The sequence below is a fragment of the Streptomyces sp. TE5632 genome (assembly GCF_054061295.1).
This window is the reverse complement of record NZ_JBSSEA010000002.1, coordinates 470,337-489,549: the sequence shown is the minus strand read 5'-3', so window position 1 is coordinate 489,549 and position 19,213 is coordinate 470,337. Positions and strand designations below refer to the sequence as shown.

13 protein-coding genes are annotated in these 19,213 nt (G+C 73.2%); 12 read left to right on the top strand and 1 reads right to left on the bottom strand.

Annotated elements, in window-relative coordinates; translation table 11 throughout:
- Positions 1 to 10: 10 nt before the first annotated feature.
- The gene (locus ACVW19_RS04295; protein ID WP_457456702.1) at positions 11 to 1,204 is read right to left on the bottom strand and encodes a glycosyltransferase; all 1,194 of its coding nucleotides are present in this window, start codon (positions 1,202 to 1,204) and stop codon (positions 11 to 13) included.
- 39 nt (positions 1,205 to 1,243) lie between these two features.
- Here ACVW19_RS04295 and ACVW19_RS04290 point away from each other — a divergent pair, with 39 nt between their 5' ends.
- From ACVW19_RS04290 to ACVW19_RS04235, 12 genes are all read left to right on the top strand, one after another.
- Positions 1,244 to 2,029, top strand: coding sequence for a glutamate racemase (locus ACVW19_RS04290; protein ID WP_457456969.1), 786 nt, complete (start codon positions 1,244 to 1,246; stop codon positions 2,027 to 2,029).
- 91 nt (positions 2,030 to 2,120) lie between these two features.
- On the top strand, positions 2,121 to 2,666 hold the full coding sequence (locus ACVW19_RS04285) for a hypothetical protein (RefSeq protein WP_457456700.1): 546 nt from the start codon (positions 2,121 to 2,123) through the stop codon (positions 2,664 to 2,666).
- A 144-nt stretch (positions 2,667 to 2,810) separates the two neighbouring features.
- Positions 2,811 to 4,421 carry an apolipoprotein N-acyltransferase gene (gene lnt, locus ACVW19_RS04280; protein WP_457456698.1) on the top strand — a complete coding sequence of 537 codons (1,611 nt, stop codon included), beginning with the start codon at positions 2,811 to 2,813 and terminating at the stop codon, positions 4,419 to 4,421.
- A gap of 67 nt (positions 4,422 to 4,488) precedes the next feature.
- Entirely contained in the window at positions 4,489 to 4,968 is a 480-nt protein-coding gene (locus ACVW19_RS04275) for an NUDIX hydrolase (protein ID WP_109382217.1), read from the top strand.
- A gap of 266 nt (positions 4,969 to 5,234) precedes the next feature.
- Positions 5,235 to 7,229, top strand: coding sequence for a helix-turn-helix domain-containing protein (locus ACVW19_RS04270; RefSeq protein ID WP_457456696.1), 1,995 nt, complete (start codon positions 5,235 to 5,237; stop codon positions 7,227 to 7,229).
- Between the two features lie 80 nt (positions 7,230 to 7,309).
- Positions 7,310 to 8,725: an amidase gene (locus tag ACVW19_RS04265; RefSeq protein WP_457456694.1), complete on the top strand. Its 1,416-nt coding sequence runs from the start codon at positions 7,310 to 7,312 to the stop codon at positions 8,723 to 8,725.
- Positions 8,726 to 9,014: 289 nt separating this feature from the next.
- A complete protein-coding gene (locus ACVW19_RS04260; protein WP_457456692.1) occupies positions 9,015 to 10,115 on the top strand; it encodes a hypothetical protein in 1,101 nt (366 codons plus the stop codon).
- 3 nt (positions 10,116 to 10,118) lie between these two features.
- Positions 10,119 to 12,182, top strand: a complete 2,064-nt coding sequence (locus ACVW19_RS04255) for a caspase family protein (RefSeq protein WP_457456691.1) — start codon at positions 10,119 to 10,121, stop codon at positions 12,180 to 12,182.
- Positions 12,183 to 12,240: 58 nt separating this feature from the next.
- Positions 12,241 to 13,353 (top strand): AAA family ATPase, encoded by a 1,113-nt coding sequence (locus ACVW19_RS04250; protein WP_457456689.1) that lies wholly within the window; start codon positions 12,241 to 12,243, stop codon positions 13,351 to 13,353.
- A 4-nt stretch (positions 13,354 to 13,357) separates the two neighbouring features.
- Positions 13,358 to 16,165, top strand: a complete 2,808-nt coding sequence (locus tag ACVW19_RS04245; protein WP_457456687.1) for an SAV_2336 N-terminal domain-related protein — start codon at positions 13,358 to 13,360, stop codon at positions 16,163 to 16,165.
- A gap of 1 nt (position 16,166) precedes the next feature.
- A complete protein-coding gene (locus ACVW19_RS04240) occupies positions 16,167 to 17,108 on the top strand; it encodes a hypothetical protein (RefSeq protein ID WP_457456684.1) in 942 nt (313 codons plus the stop codon).
- Between the two features lie 12 nt (positions 17,109 to 17,120).
- Positions 17,121 to 19,184: a protein kinase domain-containing protein gene (locus ACVW19_RS04235; RefSeq protein ID WP_457456682.1), complete on the top strand. Its 2,064-nt coding sequence runs from the start codon at positions 17,121 to 17,123 to the stop codon at positions 19,182 to 19,184.
- Positions 19,185 to 19,213: the final 29 nt, after the last annotated feature.

The window sequence follows — 19,213 nt, the reverse complement described above, 5'->3', positions numbered from 1 at the left end:
GCCGGCCGGCTCAGCCCTCGTCGGGCAGCGCGCCCGGACGCGGGTAGGTGCGGCCCTTCCAGGCCGCACCCCGCCCGCGGTAGTGCCGCACCGCCGAATCGACCGTCATCAGGAGGTACAGGAACGCGGTGAACGGCAACAGGGGAGCGAGCCACAGCGGTTGCCGGTAGTAGCGGAGCATCGGGACGTACGTTCCCGCCATCACCAGCCAGGCCGTCGCACCGACGGCCACGGCACCCCGGTCGCCGGCCGCCAGTCCCGCGACGACGGCCACCGGCGGCACCAGGTACACCAGCGCCAGCCCCACGACCGTCACGGCCAGCAGCACCGGGCTGTGCCGCAGTTGCGCGTACGCGCTGCGCGACACCATGCGCCACAGGTCGTCCAGCCGCGGATACGGGCGCACGCTGTCCACCCGGTCCGCCAGCCCCAGCCAGACCCGTCCGCCGCCGGCCTTGACCGCCCGCGCGAGGGCCACGTCGTCGATGACGGCCTGCCGGATGGCGTCGGGGATCCGCGCCCGCTCGGCCACCTCGGCGCGCAGCAGTACACAGCCTCCGGCCGCCGCGGCCGTCCGTGTTCCGTTCCGCCCGATCCGGCGGAACGGATACAACTGCGCGAAGAAGTACACGAACGCCGGTACGACCAACCGCTCCCAGACGCTCTCCACACGCAGCCGCGCCATCTGCGAGACGAGGTCGAACCCCCCGGTACGGGCTGCCGCGACCAGCCGGCGCAGGCTGTCGGGCGCGTGCGCGATGTCGGCGTCCGTGAGCAGCAGATACTCGGGCGCACGCGCGCGTGCCAGCTCGATGCCGTGCCGCACCGCCCAGAGCTTGCCGGTCCAGCCGTCCGGCGGCTCGCCGGGCGAGCCCACGGTCAGCGGCAGGCCCCCGGGCCGGCCCGCCAGCTCACGTGCGATTCTCCCGGTGCCGTCCGTGCTTCCGTCGTCGACCAGGAAGACCTCCGCCCGCCCGGGGTAGTCCTGGGCGAGCAGCGACGGCAGGCTCGCGGGCAGCACCGCCGCCTCGTCGCGCGCGGGGACGACCACGCACACCGACGGCCACGCCTCGGGCTCCCGCCGAGACGGCAGCCGGACATCCGTACGCCAGAAGAAGCCCTGAAAGAGCAGCAGCCACAGCCAGGCGGCGAGGGACACGGCGGCGGTCCACACTACGGCGCTCACGTGCGCAGTCTGCCCCACGGAAGCGGCCGGGAGCGGCTCATCGTCTATCGTGGCCGGGTGAAGATCGCGCTCATGGACTCCGGAATCGGCCTGCTGGCGGCCACCGCAACGGTACGGCGCCTGCGCCCGGACGCCGATCTCGTCCTCTCCCTCGACCCCGACGGCATGCCGTGGGGCCCCAGGACTCCCCAGGACCTCACCGCCCGCGCCCTGGCCGTCGCCGAGGCGGCTGCCGCACGGCGGCCCGACGTCCTGATCGTCGGCTGCAACACCGCCACCGTGCACGCCCTCACCGCCCTGCGCGCCCGCCTCGAACCGACCCTGCCCGTCATCGGCACCGTCCCGGCGATCAAGCCGGCGGCCGCCGGCGGCGGGCCGCTCGCCATCTGGGCCACCCCGGCGACGACCGGCAGCCCGTACCAGCGGAATCTGATCCAGGACTTCGCCGACGGCGTGACCGTCACCGAGGTGCCCTGCTGGGGTCTCGCGGAGGCCGTGGAGCGCGCGGACGAGAACGCGATCGACGCGGCCGTCGCCGCCGCCGCCGAACTCACCCCGGAGGATGTGACGACCGTCGTCCTGGGCTGCACCCATTACGAACTGGTCGCCGAACGCATCCGGGCAGCCGTGCAGCGCCCCGGCCGGCCGCCACTGGTCCTGCACGGCTCCGCCGGAGCGGTCGCCGCCCAGACCATGCGCCGTATCGGTGAACGGCCTGCCCCCGAGGCCCCGGCGACCGGCACTCTCACGGTGCTGCTGAGCGGCCGCGAGGGCACGCTTCCGCCGGCCGCCCTCACCTATGCGGAAGGCCGGCTGCTGCAGGAGGTCGCCCCCGCCGGGTGAGACCGGTTGCGGGACCAGTCCACGCCCGGTCGGCGCAGTGACGCCGTGCGACCCCGTACCCGCGCGGCGAAACCGAAGTAGCCTCGAGCGCATGAGGGACCACCCCCGCAGTGCCCACCCCCCGTCCCCCCATGTCTGGACCGGCCGCGCGACCAACCGCATGCAGTGGCTCCTGGCACTCATCGGTGCCGCCTGTATGACGCTCGGCATCGTGCTGGCCGTCGACTCGACATGGACGACCGGCGTCGCGCCGCTGGTCATGGCCGTCGTCGGGTGCATCGCCGCCGGGCTGCTGGTCCTGTTCGGCACGCTCGCCTTCGTGCACGTCGCGCTGCGGGTCGACGAGGACCACCTCGAGGTGCGCTGCGGTCACATGGGCGTGCCGCGCCGCCGCATCCCGCTGTCGCACGTCGCCGGAGCCGAGTTCGTACCGCACGTCACCCCGCGGCACTGGGGCGGCTGGGGCTACCGCTGGCGGCCCGAGAAGGGCACGGCGGTCGTCGTACGCCGTGGTGAGGGCCTCGTCCTGAACCTGTGGGACGGACACACCTTCACGATCACCGTGGACGACGCGGAGGCAGCGGTACGCGTCATCCGCGACCGCCTGCACCCGCACCGGCCGGGCCCGGTCCACTGACCTGCCGGGGGGCACCGCGATCCCCGCGGCCGGCAGACGCGGAGCGAACCGTGCCGCCCGGTGGGCCAGGTCCCGGCCGGGCCGCGCTCCGCGGCCGAGCGCTCGTGCGGTCGGCGCCCAGGTCACGCGCCGTAGACTCTCCGAGTGACCGTCACCGCAACCTCCGTCGGCGAGTCGGCCCCGATGCCGCCGCAGACCGCGCCCAGGGCGTGGTCCGGGCGGCTCGCGCGCCTCGTTCCGGCCGCAGCGGCAGCACTCTCCGGGCTGCTCCTCTACATCAGCTTCCCGCCGCGCACCTTGTGGTGGCTGGCGCTTCCCGCCTTCGCCGTCTTCGGCTGGGTGCTGCGCGGGCGCGGCTGGAAGGCCGGGCTCGGCCTCGGCCAGCTCTTCGGGCTGGGCTTCCTCCTGCCACTCCTGGTCTGGACCGGTGTGGAGGTCGGGCCCGGTCCGTGGATCGCCCTCGCCGTGATCGAGGCGCTCTTCGTCGCGCTGGTCGGCGCGGGTGTCGCCGCGGTGTCGAAACTGCCCGGGTGGCCGGTGTGGGCCGCCGCGCTGTGGATCGCGGGTGAGGCGGCACGTGCGCGTGTGCCGTTCCACGGGTTCCCCTGGGGCAAGATCGCGTTCGGGCAGGCGGACGGCGCCTTCCTGCCGCTCGCCGCGCTGGGCGGGACCCCGGTGCTCGGCTTCGCGGTCGTGCTGTGCGGCTTCGGCCTGTACGAGATCGTGCGGGTGACTGCGGACGCCCGCCGTACCGGGACCGTGCGGCGCGTCGCGGCGGCCGTCGGCGCGCTGAGCGTGGCGGTGCCGGCCGTGGCCGCGGTGGCCGCCCTGCCGCTGGTGAGCGACACGGCCGAGACCGGTACGGCGACCGTCGCGGTCGTCCAGGGCAATGTGCCGCGGCTGGGGCTCGACTTCAACTCACAGCGGCGGGCCGTTCTCGACCACCACGCGCGCGAGACGGAGCGCCTGGCCGCGGAGGTCGACGCGGGCCGGGTGGAGCGGCCCGACATCGTGCTGTGGCCGGAGAACTCCTCCGACATCGACCCCTTCGCCAACGCCGACGCGTACGCCGTGATCGACCGGGCCGCCAAGGCGATCGGCGCGCCCGTCTCGGTCGGCGCCGTGGTGGGCAAGGACGGCAGGCTGCTCAACGAGCAGGTCCTCTGGGACCCGGTGAAGGGCCCCGTCGACACCTACGACAAGCGTCAGATCCAGCCGTTCGGCGAGTACCTCCCGCTGCGCTCCCTGGTCGGGGCGATCAACGACGACTGGACGTCGATGGTCCGCCAGGACTTCAGCCGGGGCACCGAACCCGGCGTGTTCACCATGGCCGGAACCGGGGTCGGCCTCGTCACCTGCTACGAGGCGGCCTTCGACTGGGCGGTGCGCGACACCGTCAAGGACGGCGCCCAGCTGATCTCCGTACCCAGCAACAACGCGACCTTCGGCCGCAGCGAGATGACCTACCAGCAGCTCGCCATGTCCCGGGTCCGCGCCGTCGAGCACAGCCGCACCGTCACCGTCCCGGTGACCAGCGGGGTGAGCGCGATCATCATGCCGGACGGGACGGTCAGCCAGAGGACCGGTATGTTCGTCGCCGACTCCCTGGTGCAGGAGGTGCCGCTGCGCTCCTCGCAGACCCCCGCCACCCGCCTCGGCGTCCTCCCGGAGACCGCACTCGTCCTGGTCGCCGCGGGCGGCCTGGGGTGGGCCGTCGCCGCCGGTGTGCGCGGGCGGCGCGCCGGTGACGCGTAGTCGTACGCCCGGCACACACGCCCTGAAGCGCCGCGGAGCGACCCGACCCGCCCGTTAAGGTCGCAGCATGGCTACTCCTGACTTCATCAGCACCCTGCGCGCCTCCGCCGGCCACCAGTTGCTCTGGCTCCCCGGGGTCACCGCCCTCGTCTTCGACGACGAGGGCAGAGTGCTGCTGAACCGCCGGTCCGACACCCGTAAGTGGTCGGTGATCGGCGGCATCCCCGACCCGGGGGAGCAGCCCGCGGCCTGTGCCGTGCGCGAGGTCGAGGAGGAGACCGCGGTGCACTGCGTCGTCGAGCGCGTCGTGCTGGTTCAGGCGCTGAGCCCGGTGACCTACGACAACGGCGACATCTGCCAGTACATGGACATCACTTTCCGCTGCCGGGCCGTCGGTGGTGAGGCACGGGTCAACGACGACGAGTCGCTGGACGTCGGCTGGTTCGCCGTGGACGCGCTGCCGGATCTCAACGAGTTCGGGCGCTTCCGGATCAAGCAAGCCATGGCCGATGCACCCACATGGTTCGACTCCACTGGTTCCGGCTGAACTGTGGGGCGTCACCCTATGGGGCGGGGGAGGGACGCCGCCCAGGGCGCGGTCATGCCGTGGGACAGCGCGGTCGAACGGCTCGTCGAACGGAGGAGATCGCCGAGACGGTGGCGTGTCCGTGCGCTCCGCAGGCGTCCTTCAGGACCGGCACCTCGCTGGTACCGGACGGTGGCCGGACCGTGCACCGAGCCGCCGTCCGGCTCCACCGGCCTAGTTGTCCACAGGGCTGACGAGGCGGCCGCGGGATGAGGAATCCTGAGGCCATGTCCCGCGATCACGTGCAGTCCACCGAGCCCCCGGCCCCCGGTTCGACAGTGCCGAACCGGGCCCGTCCTGACGACCGTTCCGCGTACGGCAGTGCCGAGACACCGTTCCTGGAGCTCCTGGCCCGGGGCGCGTCCGCCGAGGCCTACGAGCAGCCGGTGCTCCTGGCCCGCGCGGAGGGACTGCCCGCCGAGCGGATCGCCGCCCTCGAACAGGCCAGACGGCTCGCCCTGCGCGTCCGCTCCGACCTGGAGGGGCGGCGGCGCAGGGAGGCCGAGCTGTCCGCGCTCTTCGAGACCGCGCACGACCTGGCAGGACTGCGCGACCTGGACGCCGTGCTCCAGGCGATCGTGCAGCGCGCCCGCTCGCTGCTCGGCACCGACGTCGCCTACCTCAGCCTGAACGACCCGGCCCGGGGCGACACCTACATGCGGGTCACCGAGGGCTCGGTCGCGGCCCGCTTCCAGCAGTTGCGCCTCGGCATGGGCGAGGGCCTGGGCGGCCTGGTCGCCCAGACCGCCCGCCCCTATGTGACCGACGACTACTTCCGCGACGACCGCTTCGAGCACACCCTCTCCATCGACACCGGCGTGCGGGACGAGGGACTGGTGGCCATCCTCGGGGTGCCCCTCATGCTCGGGCACACCGTCATCGGCGTGCTGTTCGCCGCGGACCGGCGGGCCCGGGTCTTCGAGCGGGAGCAGGTCGCCCTGGTCGGCTCCTTCGCCGCGCTCGCCGCGGCGGCCATCGACACCGCGAACCTGCTCGCCGAGACCCGCTCGGCCCTCGCCGACCTGGAGCGCGCCAACGAGATCATCCAGGACCGCAGCGGGGTCATCGAACGCGCCTCCGACGTCCACGACCGGCTCGCCGAACTCGTCCTGCGCGGCGGCGGGGTCCATGACGTGGCCGCCGCCGTCTCCCAGGTCCTGGACGGCACCGTCGAGTTCACCGAGGCCGCCACCGCACCGGCCCGGGCCCTCGAGGCGTCCCGCGCGGGAGGACACGCGGTACGGCACGGCCGCGACTGGATCGCCGCCGTGGCCGCGGGCGACGAGCTCCTCGGCGCCCTCGTGCTGCGCGGCCACCCCGGCCTGGACCCGGTCGACCAGCGCACTCTGGAACGCGCCGCCATGGTCACCTCGCTCCTGCTGCTCGCCCGCCGCTCCGCCGCCGAGGCGGAGCAGCGCGTCCGCGGCGAACTGCTCGACCACCTGCTCGACGCCCGCGACCGCGATCCGCGCCTGCTGCGCGAGCGCGCGGCCCGGCTGCACGCCGACCTCGACGCCACCCATGCCGTGCTCAGCGCCCGCCTGGAGGGCGCCGCCGCCGACGCCGACGAGGAGGAGGACGCCCGGCGGCGCCTGTGGGCCGCGGCGTCGCACCTCGCGGCGACCCGCCACGGCCTCGCCTCCGCGCGTGACGGCGGCACCGTCCTGCTGCTGCCCCTCGCCCCCGGTGACACCGCCACCGACCTGGCCCGTCGTACCGCCCGGCACCTGGGAACGGCCGTGCACGAGCCGGTCACCGTCGGCGCGTCCGCCCCGGTCGAGCACCTCACCGCCCGCCCCGACACCGTGGCGGAGGCCTACGCGGAGGCCCGGCGCTGTCTCGACGCCCTGCGCGTGCTGGGCCGCCCCGGCGACGGTGCCGCCGCCGAGGACTTCGGCTTCCTGGGTCTGCTCCTGGCGGGGGAACGGGACATCACGGGCTTCGTCGACCGCACCCTCGGCCCGGTCGTCGCGTACGACGAACGGCGCGGCACCGAACTGCTGCGCACCCTCGACACGTACTTCGCCTGCGGTATGAGCCCTGCCCGTACCAAGGACGACCTGCACGTGCACGTGAACACGGTCGCCCAGCGCCTGGAGCGCGTCGGCCGCCTGCTGGGCGACGACTGGCAGAGCCCGGCCCGCGCCCTGGAGATCCAGCTGGCCCTGCGCCTGTACCGGTTCTCGGCACCGGCGGACCCGTCGGCGCCCGGACGGAGCTGACGGGTGGACCTCTCGCGTGTTACTCGCCGGTACGGAATGATGCCGGGCAACCATCCGTACGGCCGGGAGCTGAGGTAGCGATGACGACTTCCGAGGAACGCGGCGCGGTGCACGCCTTCCGGGACGACGCCCTGGGGGAGCACGACGCCGTCGGTCTCGCCGCGGCGATCCGGCGGGGTGAGGTGAGTGCCGCCGAGGTCGCCCGGGACGCGGCGGAGCGGGTGCGGTCGGTCGAGGCGAGACTCAACGCGGTCCAGACGCACGCCGACGTGCCGGCGCACGTCGGCGGGGCGGGTGGTGCCTTCGCCGGGGTGCCGACATTCGTCAAGGACAACACCGACTACCGGGGGCTGCCCACCGGCCACGGCAGCGCCGCTTTCACTCCGGCGCCCGCGCGGCGGCACGCGCCGTTCGCCCGGCAGTTCCTGAGCACCGGCGTCACGGTGCTGGGCAAGACCCGGCTGCCCGAGTTCGGGTTCAGCCCGACCACCGAGTACGAGGGCGCCGAGCCCGTTCGCAACCCGTGGAACACGGGCTACTCGGCGGGTGGTTCCTCGGGCGGCAGCGCGGCGCTCGTCGCCGCCGGGGCGGTACCGATCGCCCACGCCAACGACGGCGGCGGCTCGATCCGGATCCCCGCCGCCTGCTGCGGACTCGTCGGTCTCAAGCCGACCCGTGGCCGGGTCGTGGCCAATGCACAGGGCCGTCAACTGCCTCTGGACATAGTCTCCGACGGCATCGTGAGCCGTTCCGTGCGTGACACCGCCGCGTTCCTCGCCGCCGCCGAGGCGTACTGGCGCAACCCCGAGTTGCCGCCCCTGGGCCTGGTCGAAGGCCCCTCGGGACGGCGGATGCGCATCGGATTCCTGCTGGACTCGCCGAACGGTGTCCCCTCCGACACCACCACCCGGGAAGCCGTCACCGAGACCGTGGCGACACTCGAACGGCTGGGCCACACCGCGGAGCCCGTGGAGTTGGCCATCGACCCCCGCTTCACCGAGGACTTCCTCACCTACTGGGGGCTGCTGTCGTTTCTCCTCGGCGTCACGGGCCGGACCCTCGGCGCGGACTTCGACCGGCGCCGGATGGACGGCCTCAGCAGGGGCCTGCGCGAGGAATACGTCAAGTCCTGGCGGCGTACTCCGGGCATGCTGCGGCGGCTGAAACGTACCCGGGAGGCGTACGCGGCGGCGTTCCACGGATTCGATCTCGTCCTTTCCCCCGTGCTCGCCCACACCACGCCGCCGATCGGTCATCTCAGCCCGGCCGTCTCCTACCCGGCACTGATCGAGCGGATTCTGGCGTACGTCGCGTTCACACCGGTCGACAATGTCGTCGGTACGCCGTCGATCTCGGTGCCCGCCCCGGGTGCGACGGAGGACGGGTTGCCCGTCGGCATCATGTTCTCCGGTCGCCCCGGCAGTGAACGGACGCTGCTGGAGGTCGCGTTCGCGCTGGAGGCGGACCGCCCTTTCCGACGTGTCCAGGACGTGTGAGCGCGGTCGTCGCGCCTGACGCCCTGTCCGTTTCTGATCGGTTGAAGGTGATCACCTTTCCGGTTGGGCGATTTATGCCGTGACTGTGCCTAATTCGCGAAATGCGGGGTGATGCTCTCTCGTGTCGCGCTAACGTTGGCGGCCGTCGCGGTGTTCGTGGCCGCGACGCCGGGGTCGGGGGAATGCGAGAACGAGTGTGAAAACAATTCTGTTCGTTCACGGAACGGGCGTCCGGTCGAAGCGTGAGCGGGAAGCGCTCGACAAGATCGGGGACGGTTTCCGGAAGGTCTTGCCGGACACCGTGGTGGAGACGTGCTCCTGGGGAGACGTCCTCGGCGTCGCGCCGGCGGACGGGACCGACGCGCCGGACGGCGCGGGACCGGCCTGGTCCCCCGACGGGCCCGGAGTCACCTGGTCGGACGCGGAGCGGGCGGTGTGGGCCCGGCTGTACGACGACCCGTTCTACGAGATCCGGACGGCGGTCCTGACGGCACCCGGTGACGCGTCCGCCACCTCGCCGAGGGCGCTGAATCTGCTGAGAAGCCGCGTACGGGATCTGGCGGACGATCCCGATGTCGGCGAATTGATTCCGGACGGCGAGCCGAGGGAACAGTTCCGTGAAGCCGTCGCGGAACTGCTGCGCGCCCAGGAGTTCGCCGCGGCCCTTCCCTTTCTCGCCGCAAGGGCTTCGCACGACCTGGTCGCGCGGTCCGTCACCTCCGCCTACATCCGCTTCCGCGAACGCGACGACGGTCCCGGCCCCGGCCCCGTTCTCGTCCCCGCCGCGGAACGCGACGCGCTGTGGCGTGTCGTGGAGAAGACCCTGGGCGGAGCCGCCCTCGGCCTGGGCGACAGGGCCCGGGCCGTCGCCTGGTCCACGGCGCAGCACATGGTCCGTCCGGTGGTCCGGCGGCACCGGGGCGCCCTCCTCACCCGCGCCACCCCGGCTCTCGGCGACATCCTGCTCTACCAGGCCCGCGGCAAGCCCCTGCGGACCTACCTGGCGGAGCGGGTACGGGAGATCGGCGGGCCCGTGGTCCTGCTGGGCCACAGCCTCGGCGGCATCGCCTGCTTCGAGAGTCTGGTGGCCCACGACCTGCCCAATGTACGGCTGTTGGTGACCGTGGGCAGCCAAGTGCCCTACCTGTACGGCCTCGACGCGCTGGCGACGCACCGCCTCGGCGCACCCCTGCCGGGCCACTTCCCGGCCCGCTGGGTGAACATCGTCGACCAGGAGGACCTCCTGGCCTTCCCCGCCGACGACCACTTCGCCGGCCGGGTCAGGGACGTCGCCGTCGACACCCGGGAGCCGTTCCCCCGGGCGCACGGCGCCTACTGGACCACACCGCGGGTGTACGACGCGGTCCGCACGGCCGTCGAGGGGTGCTGATCGATGGTCGTACGCGCTCTGGTGGTGTGCCCGGAGACGTACGAGGGCTCGTCGCTGCGGCCCATGTCCGGTTCCCTGGCCTCCGGCGTCCGCTTCGCCTCCTGGCTGGTGAGCCATGTCGCCGAACCGTGTTCCATCACCTTCCTGAGCAACGCCGGACCGCTGCCCGACCCGCTGCCGGCCCGGCTGAAGGCCACCTCGGCCGATCTGGTGGCGGCCGATCTCGGTTCGATGGTCAAGTTCTTCGCCCGGCCCAGACTCCTGGACGGCCTGAAGGAGGCTGACGCCTTCGTCCTCTACTGGATCGGACACGGCACGGTCAGCCGGGAGGGCCGCAGGCACTTCCTGTACCTCCCCTACAACCAACGCGTCGAACTCGAGGACCTGCAACGCGGAATGGCCGGACCGGGCAGACCCGAACGCCAGTTGTTCGTGATCGACGCCTGCCGGGAAGCGGACTTCGCCCAGAGCCCGGACGGCGGCGTCCAGACGCTGGTCACCGCGGACGGCGTCGTACCCCACCCGGACTGGGACCCGCTGGTGCTCTACGGCGCCCGCCACGGCGAACAGGCCCTCTTCGACGAGGGCCGGGGCGGAGTGTTCACCGACCGGCTCCTGGACGAACTGGAAGCGCTGCCGTCCGGCGACCGACTGGACCTGGAACAGATCGAGCAGACCGCGGTCGCCCTCGAGGACCGCTTCTGCGCGGCCTATCGGCAGGAGGACCCGGGCTACGGCCAGATCCCCACCCACTACTGGCTCTCCCGCCGGGGCCTGTCCCTCGTGGACCAGGACTTCCTCCCCGGCGTCGCCGTCACCGCCGCCCAGGCCGAAGCGCTGCGCCGGGCGGTGGAACGGGCCGAACTGACTCCGCTGGAGGAGAGCGGGGTGTGGGAGTGGCTGCACGCCTTCGGCCCGCGCATCGCCGACGACCTGTCCCTGCCGGAGACGGCCGTGCGCGTGACGCGGCTGCCCCACCGTGCGGACGGCGGCCACTGCATCACCGACCTCTGCGCCGTCCTCGCCCGGATCGAGCGGCTGCGGGACGACATGCACCAGTGGTACGCGTCCTGGGCCACGGGCAAGGGCCTGCCGCCGCTGGCGACCGTCTCCGTGCCGCCCGCATCCCCGCGGCAGCGCGGCCACCTGGTGATCGACCTGCAACGCCAGGACGAACTGAGCCACGGCCCGGCGCCCACCGCACCCGCCGAGCCCACCGCGCCGTGGGACGCCCGGGGGCCGAGCTACCGCGCCCAGGCGTGGTTCTACACGGAACACAAGCGTCAACGGATCCGGTTGCAGCGGCAGAGCTGGCGCAAGGACGAGTTCGCCACGCTCGTGGAGCAGATCCACCACAGCGCTCCCACCAAGGTCCGTTCCGCACTCGACGGAGCCTGGGTCGAGTTCATCGTCGACCGGGACCTGTTCGGCCACCGCTTCGACACCCTGCCGAGCTTCGCCGTACCCAGCGGGAAGGCACCGCTGCTGGGGGACAGCGGTCCGGTGGTGCTGCGTGACCGCTGGCGGCACCGCAAAGGCCCCCAGACACTGCGGTGGCAACGTGGGGCGTCCCTCCTCGACTCGGTCCCCGCGGCCCGTCTGCAATGGAGTGTCTGCACCACTTCCTGCGCGACCGGGGGAGCGGAGCTCGCACGGCACGCCCAGGCCGTGGAGACCGCGTTCCTCAGAAACGGTGCCAAGGGCACGAACGGTGCGGCCGAGCCCTACGCCGGGATCGTGCTCTCCCGCCCGCTGACCGAGTCGGCTCACTTCGACCTCGTCGGCACCGCCCTCAACAACGGCGCCCTGCTGGCCATCTGGCCGGACCGGCCCCCGGCCGACGGCTGTGCGCGCGGCGGTGACGACGGCGCGGTCTGCGACGGTGCGTTGGTACGGGAGAGCCTGATGCGAAGACTCGACGGCCGTCCCCTGCACGACCTTCCCGAGATCGTCTTCGACCTGCGCAGCACCGGAGGCGACGAGGGCGGAGTGTTCCGGGACATGGTCGTGCTCTTCGACGACCCGCGTCGTTCTCCGTTCGTCCCGACCTCGGTGACCATGCCCTGACCGGAGCGGCCGGCCCCACGCGGCCGGAGCGACGGTCCCACGACAGAAGGGAAGTGCAATGACGGAAGGGACGGCCACCGGCACGACGGCTCCCGACTGGTGGGTCTACCGGGGGCACTGGGGCGGGCCCCGGACTCCGGGCGGTGCGGTCCCGGACATTCCCCAGCCCCCGCCCTGGCGCTCCTTCGGACTGCGGGCGCTGGTGCCTCCCTGGGCGGAGGCCTCGTTGCGCGAGCGGGACCCCACGCACCGCAGTCTCCCGGTGCCGCCGCCCGGAACCGAGGAGGAGGAGTGGTGGGACACCCAGGGGGCGGTCGCCTACCGCGGCGACCGGGAGGCACACGACCTGGTGAACGCCGCCATCCAGCTCCGCCGGCCCCTGCTGGTCACCGGTCCGCCCGGGACGGGAAAGACCACCCTGGCCTCCTCCGTCGCCCGGGAGCTCGCCCTGGGTCCCGTCCTGCGGTGGGGCATCACCAGCAGGTCGACCCTGCGCGAGGGGCTCTACGACTACGACGTGCTGGGCCGCCTGCACGACATGAACCTGCGCAAGGACGTGCCCGGCCGCCCGCAGGGCGACCGGGCGGAGGGCGATCACGAGGACATCGGACAGTACGTCAGGCTCGGCGCGCTGGGCGACGCGCTGCTGCCCAGACGCCGGCCCCGTGTGCTGCTGATCGACGAGATCGACAAGAGCGACGTGGATCTGCCCAACGACCTGCTGCACGTCTTCGAGACCGGCGGCTATGAGATCCCCGAGCTGCGCCGGGTCGCCGAGTCACCGGTCCACGTGCTCAGTGGGGACGGAAACGCCCGGGTACCCGTGCACGACGGCCGCGTCCGGTGCGCGCAGTTCCCCATCGTCATCCTCACCAGCAACGGCGACCGGGAGTTCCCGCCGGCCTTCCGCCGACGGTGCCTCTTCCTGACCCTCAAACGTCCCGAGGGGACTCGTCTCCACGAGATCCTCCGCGCGCACGTCCCCGAGATGAAGGACCTCTCCCAGGTGGAGGACATCCTGGAACAGTACGAGGGACTGACCACCGCCGGCCGCCAGCTCTCACCGGACCAGCTGATCAACGCCGTACGCCTCAGGCTCACGGCCCAGTTGGGACCGGACGACATGGAGACGATCGCGAACGCCGTGTTCCACTCGCTCTCCGGGGCGTGACACGGTGCACCCGGAGGTCGCGAGGGCACTGCTGGACTCCCCGGCCGGAATCGGGTTGAGCGAAGTCCTCGACATCGCCTGGCTGGCCGCACGACTGCCCCAGGCCGGCGCGCCGTCGACGACGGGCGGCCCGGGCCGCGACCTCCGGCCCACGGGTCCCGCACCGGGCGGCGGGACCCCCGCGCACCACGGTACGGACCCGGGAACCGGTGCCACGGGCCGGGCATCGGGCGACCGGGCGGACATGGGGCTGTGGCTGAGGGACGCCGAGCCGCTGCTCACCGGAGCGGGCGAGATCACCGCCCTGGTCGACGCGCCCCTGCCACCCCGGATGCTGCCCGGCCGCCCGGGGCTGGGCAACGCCCTTCGCCCCCTGCGCCGTACCAGCCCCTCACCCGTACGGACCGTGGTGGACGAGGTGGCCACCGCCGAGTGGGCGGCGGCCACCGGCATGGTCGTGCCGATGGTCAAACCCGCCGAGGAACCGCACTTCGACCTCGCGCTCGTGTGCGACACCGGCTCGTCGATGCGGCTGTGGACGCCGCTGCTGCGCGAACTGGCCCGAGCCGTCGCCCAGTACGGCGCCTTCCGGTCGATCACCGTGCGTCGGCTGGACTCGCGGACCGCCCGCACCGTGCCCTCGGCGGCCGACGGCGGCTCCGGCAGCCTGCGCACGCTGCTGGAGCCCGACGGCAGACGCCTGATCGCCCTGGTCACCGATGGCGTCGGGCCCGGCTGGCACGACGGCCGGATGGCGGAACAGGTCCATCTGCTGTCCTCGTACGGACCGGTGGTGATCGTCCATCTGCTGCCGCGCTATCTGTGGGGGCGCACCGGGATCGACCCGCTGCCGGTGTCCTTCCACCCGGAGACGCAGGGGGCCCGGCCCGGGCGGTTCACCGGCCTCGCGCGGCGGTTCACGCCGGCCGGCTGGTCCTTGGGGGACCTCTGGCCCGATGGCCGCCCGCCCTCCGGTGGCCACCCGCACGCGGTCCCCGTCGTACCCCTCGCGCCCGGACCGTTGAACCGCTGGGCCGCAATGGTCACCGGGGCGTACGACGGCACGGTGTCCGCCTCGGCCTGGATCGTCGCCCCCGGCCCGGAACGCGGGCGGAAAGGCCCTCCCACCGCCCCGGACGCCGCGCCCGGTTCGGGCACCCGGCCGGGCACCGTGTCGGGCGCCACGTCGGACATCGCCCCGGATGCCGTACCGCTGAGCACGGCCACCGCCGGTGAGTTGCTCGACGACTTCGACGCCGTCGCCGGCAAACGCGCCCGGCGGCTGCTGCGCAGCCTTGCCGTGGTGCCGCTGAGCCTGTCCACCATGTGGCTGACGCACATGGTCACCAGCAACTGGCGCAAGGAGCCCTACGACCCCACCCCTTTGGCGGAGGTGTTCTTCAGCGGGCTGCTGCGTACCCGGCGCGCGCGGGAGGGCGTCGGGACACCGGCGGACGATCCCGCCTACGAGTTCACCGGGGACGCCCGGCAGATCCTGCTGGAGAGCATGGACCGGGTCGAAGCGGTGCGGGTCTTCCAGACGGTGTCCGTGTACGTGGCCAGGATGCAGGGCCGTGCCTCGCTCGCCTTCCCCGCGCTGCTGGCCTCCCCACGGGATGCCCGCCTGATCGGTCAGATCGACCCGGAGACCCGCCCGTTCGCGGAGATCGCCGCCCGCATCCTGCGGGGGATGGGCCCTTCCTACGAAGGGGCGGTGCGCCGCATCGAGACGGCCGTCGACGGACTCGACCACCGGACCGGCGAAGCCGCCCCCGCCCCGCCCCCGCGGGTCCCAAAGGCCCCCGTGCCGGCCCCGGCGGCCGACCGTACGCCCTCTCCGGTACCCGAGACCGCGGAGCCCGGGGACGGCATGCGGTCCGGGGACGGCGTGCGGTCCGGGGAACGCGCCACGCGGGAGGGCGCGGCACGGCAGACGAGACACACCATCGCCGTCCTGGGGGCCGCGCACAGCGGCAAGACGACCTTCCTGGCGGCCGCGGGACTCGCCGCCGCGGGCGCGCCCTCGGACCTGGGCCGTTGGAACGTCATCGCCGAGAGCGAGCGGGCCGAGCAGTTCCTCGTGCAGCAGACCTACGCCCTGGCGGTGGCGCGCCAGTTTCCCCAGGCGACGCTGGGCCCGAGTTCGTTCTCGTACGTCTTCCGCGCCGAACTCGCCGGCGGGCGGCGGCCGGAGCGGATCGACTTCGCACTGGACTTCTGCGACGTCGGCGGTCACGAGTACCAACGGGAGAACTACGGCGACAACCACATCCTCGACGCGCACCTGGGCCGCGCCGGGCATCTGGTGATCCTGGTCGACCCCACCGGCAGCGGCCCCCAGGCCGAGTTCCTCGCCCCCCACCTGGAGCGACTGCTGCAGGAGTTCCACGAACAGGGCCGGCTGGTGCGGGGACGCCTGCCGCACCGCGTCGCCTTCTGCGTCACGAAGTTCGACGAGCCCTCCGTCTTCCAGGGCGCCCGGCGCGGCAACTGGGTCGGTCAGAACACGCAGGGGGACCCGTGCGTACCCGCCGTCGACGCGGAGGACTACATCGGCTGGCTGGCAGACCGTTCCGCCTATGTGGCGCGGGCGCGGGCGCTGACGAAGGCGTACTTCCTCCCGGACCACGTGCTCTGGTACGCGGTGTCGGCGATCGGCTTCCACCGCACCCGCGGCGGCACGCTCAACCTGGACGACTGCTCGAACCAGACCCACGACGAACACGGCCTGCCCGCGCTGCGCGGACCCGCCCGGCCGGTCAACGTGCTGGAACCGCTGATCGCCCTGGGGCGCGCCTCGGGAGGGAACTGACATGACCCCCACTCTCCGTCTGCGCGCGCGCTGGGCGGTGCTGTCGAAACCGCCGGGGGACAGCGGCGACTACCGCGTCCTGCGGTGCAGCGACGGCCCCTCGGCCGTGCCGTGGTTCGAACGGGTCATCAGAGCAACGCTGTTCGGCACCCCGCCGCCCTGGTCCACCGCGGGACGCCCCGGCGAGGTGCTCCCCTGGATCTCCTTCGGCGTCTGCGGCGCCGCGGGGGAGGACACCGCGAGCAGGTGGATCACCGTCTCCGTGACGGACTGGAACAGCTTCGCGGAGGCGACCTGGGACTCCTCGGGCCGGCGCTCCGCCACCACCCGGTGCTTCCTGCTGCCCTACGAGGAACTGGCCCGGCACGGGCTGGGACTGGTCTCCCTGTGGAACGCGGTACGGCCGGTACCGCTGCCCACCGAGGCCGACGAGGACCCGGCGCCGGCCCCCGTGCTCCTCACGGCGCAGGCCGACCACATCGAGCGGACCACGCGCCTGGTGGAGAAGGCCGGCTTCGGCTGGACGGCCGCCACCGCCGCCGTCGCACTGGAGGCGCCGGTCGCCCTGCGGGCCCCGGGCGACCGGTTCGCCCTCGACCGGATCGGTGTCATCGACGCCGTCGTCTCCCTGCTGTCCTACGGACACCGGGCCACGCTGACGGCGGCGACCTGGGCCCCCGACGCCACTGAGGACATGCCCTGGATCTGCTACACGAAGGCGTCGTCACCACGGCGGCGTGTCGTGGACGAGGGAATCCCGCCCGAGCCCCTTTCCCCGACCGCCCGCACCCACCTGGCCCGACTGCGGCTGCTGCAGCAGGAACTGGGCACCGACGGCATGCTGCGCGCACTCGCCCTGCGCACCACCCCCGCCCCGTTTCCCGGCGGTGACGGGGCGCGGCACCGGCCGGGCCACGGGGCCGACATCCACGGAGAGGCCTGACCGGTGCCCTCGATGGAGACACTGAAACGTGAGGACCCCAGGCAGCTGGGCCGGTTCCGGCTGCTGTCCCGGATCGGCGCGGGCGGATTCGGTGAGGTGTTCCTGGGCCGGGAGGAACCGGGAGGACGGGACCGGTTCGCCGCGGTCAAACTCATCCGCACCGACGTCGCCGAGTCCGAGCGGCTCAGGCCCCGCTTCCACAGTGAGATCGAGGCCGTCGACCGGGCCGGGGGAGAGGGCATCCCCGAACTCCTGGGCGCCGACCCGGACGCCCGCCGCCCCTGGCTGGCCACGCGGTACATCCCGGGCCCCTCACTGCAACAACTGGTCGACGGCTCCGGCCCGCTGCCCGAGGACACGGTGCTCGTACTCGGCCGCCGCCTGGCGGGCACCCTGGCCGACCTGCACGGCTCCCGGCTCTACCACCGGGACCTGAAACCGAGCAATGTGCTCGTCACCGCTACCCGCCCCTGGATCATCGACTTCAGCCTCGTACGGCTCGCCGCCAAACCCGGTGTGACCGTCACCGCGGACGCCATGGGCAGCTTCCAGTACGCCGCTCCCGAGCAGGCGAGCGGCCTCGGCCGCGCGCAGGGGCCCGCCGACGTCTTCGCCTTCGCCGCGACCCTCCTGTTCGCCGCCACGGGGCATCCCCCCTACAACGGGCACAACCAGTTCGACATCCGGCTGCGGGCCCTGACGGAGCCACCGGACATCACCGGCCTGGAGGACGGCCCGCTGCGTGAGATCGTCACCGCGTGCCTCCGGTTCACCGACACCGAGCGCCCGACGATGGACGACGTGCGCGCCGCGCTGGCCCGCGCGACGGACGCGGACCGCATCCCCTACCCGCCCGCGGCGCTGAGTGTGTTCAGGCGTCACCTGGACGCGCTGCGCTCCCTCATCGGGCCGTGCGCCGACCGCCTGGCGCGGGAGGAGGAGACGGGGGAACGGGAGAGCGGGCGGGCACCGGACGGGACGAGGGAGCGGGTACGGTCGCGCCCCGGGAGCAGGGCGGACCACAGCCTCGCCCCGACGGTGCCCGTCCCTGCCCCTGCCCCGGTGCCCGCACCCGCCGCCGGTGAGCGATGGGTGTGGCACTGCCACGACTGGTTGCGCGTTCCCCCCTGGCTGATGGGGGACATGGTGCTGATCGCCACGGCCGGCGGGGTTCTCTACGGCGTCGAGCACCGGAGCGGGCGGCCCCTGTGGCGCCTGGACCTCGGCGCACCGGTGCGAGGAGGGCTGGTTCCGGCACGGGACGCCGTGGTCCTGGGCGCCGCCGACGGAGCGGTGCACCATGTCCGGCTGGCCGCGGCCGGCCCCGCGCACGCACGGCACCGGTACACCGCGGCGGTCCACGCGGTCGGCTGGTCCGGGGCCCTCGGTGACGACCCGGACCGGCTCTTCGTGGCCGAGGGAACCCGCGTGCACGCCCTCGACCTCCGTTCCGGGGACCGCGGTTGGGCCGTCGAGAACGCCGGAGCGGTGACGGGGCGGCCGGTGGTGGCCGTCGGCAGGGCGGTCTACTGCACCGACCGTGGCCAGGTGGTGTGCCGCCGGATGGACGACGGGAGCCGGCTGTGGAGTGTGCACCTGCGTGCCGCCGGCCCGGCCGGCGTGACGGCGCTCGACGAGGTCGTCGTCGTGCCGGGGGCGGACGGGAGGGTGTACGCGCTCCACCGGGTGACGGGAGAGCACGTGTGGGCCGCGCCGGTCGGCGGCACCGTGCACCTGGCCGCCGTCGGATGCGACGGGGCTGTCGTGGTCGCGACCACGGAAGGGTCGGTGACCGCTCTGGACGCCGGGGGCGGCCGCCCGCTGTGGACGACGTCGGTGCTCGGCGGGGTGGCCCCGTGTGCCCTGGACGTCCTCGTGGACGGTTCGGCCGTGTGCGTCGCCGACCAGGGCGGGATCCGGCTGCTCGGAGCCCACGACGGCCGTCCGCTGGGACGCTGGGAACTGCCCTACGTCTCGGGACTGCGCCCGGTCGAGGACGGTCTGATCGCGGTCGGCCTCGACGGCGCGGTGCGCAGGCTGTCCCTGACCGGCGGCAGGTCTCGGGCCGCGGACTGAACTCCGTCATATCTGCACACCCTGTGATG

Coding starts and splice junctions, on each gene's coding strand:
- ACVW19_RS04285 (WP_457456700.1), top strand. CDS start 2,121: ATGAGGGACCACCCCCGCAGTGCCCACCCCCCGTCCCCCCATGTCTGG.
- ACVW19_RS04275 (WP_109382217.1), top strand. CDS start 4,489: ATGGCTACTCCTGACTTCATCAGCACCCTGCGCGCCTCCGCCGGCCAC.
- ACVW19_RS04270 (WP_457456696.1), top strand. CDS start 5,235: ATGTCCCGCGATCACGTGCAGTCCACCGAGCCCCCGGCCCCCGGTTCG.
- ACVW19_RS04265 (WP_457456694.1), top strand. CDS start 7,310: ATGACGACTTCCGAGGAACGCGGCGCGGTGCACGCCTTCCGGGACGAC.
- ACVW19_RS04255 (WP_457456691.1), top strand. CDS start 10,119: ATGGTCGTACGCGCTCTGGTGGTGTGCCCGGAGACGTACGAGGGCTCG.
- ACVW19_RS04250 (WP_457456689.1), top strand. CDS start 12,241: ATGACGGAAGGGACGGCCACCGGCACGACGGCTCCCGACTGGTGGGTC.
- ACVW19_RS04240 (WP_457456684.1), top strand. CDS start 16,167: ATGACCCCCACTCTCCGTCTGCGCGCGCGCTGGGCGGTGCTGTCGAAA.
- ACVW19_RS04235 (WP_457456682.1), top strand. CDS start 17,121: ATGGAGACACTGAAACGTGAGGACCCCAGGCAGCTGGGCCGGTTCCGG.